This is a genomic window from Protofrankia sp. CiP1_Cm_nod4, assembly GCF_982290645.1.
This window is the reverse complement of sequence record NZ_CEVIVC010000114.1, coordinates 13,110-13,633: the sequence shown is the minus strand read 5'-3', so window position 1 is coordinate 13,633 and position 524 is coordinate 13,110. Positions and strand designations below refer to the sequence as shown.

At 71.9% G+C, this 524-nt stretch carries 1 pseudogene; it reads right to left on the bottom strand.

The features are described from left to right. A pseudogene (locus tag AC5LSR_RS18345) lies at nucleotides 1-524 on the bottom strand (LLM class flavin-dependent oxidoreductase); the annotation flags it as partial.

The window sequence follows — 524 nt, the reverse complement described above, 5'->3', positions numbered from 1 at the left end:
GGCGGGCGCGGGTCCGTCCACGGTCGGTAACGATGCGGCGGATGACGATGCGTTCGGTGACGACGGCGACGGCGAGGACGGCTGAGACGACGAGGAGGGCGGGGCTGACGGGGACGGCTCGGCGAGCACCGGGGCCCACGGCCAGGGCGGGTCCGGGATCTCGCGGCGCAGCACCGGGGCGATGTCGGACTGGAACAGCTCCAGGCTGGCGCGGTGCTGGGCGTCGGTGAGGCCGCCGGCGTCGGCGTGCAGGTGCAGCACGCTGTGCCCGAACCGCTCGTGGTAGCGGTGCACCTTCTCGATGACCTGCTGCGGGCTGCCGATCAGCGCGGAACTGCGCTCGACGAAGTCCTCCAGCGTCGGGAACACCGGTTCCATGCCGAGCCGCTTCTGGAAGGCGAGATACCCCTCGAACACCGGACGGTAGCCGGCGATGGCGTCCTGGGAGCTGCGTTCCGCGTAGTAGCCGGCCGTGCCGGCACCGACCGCCGCCAGCGCCGGGTCGTGACCGTAGTGTTCCCACT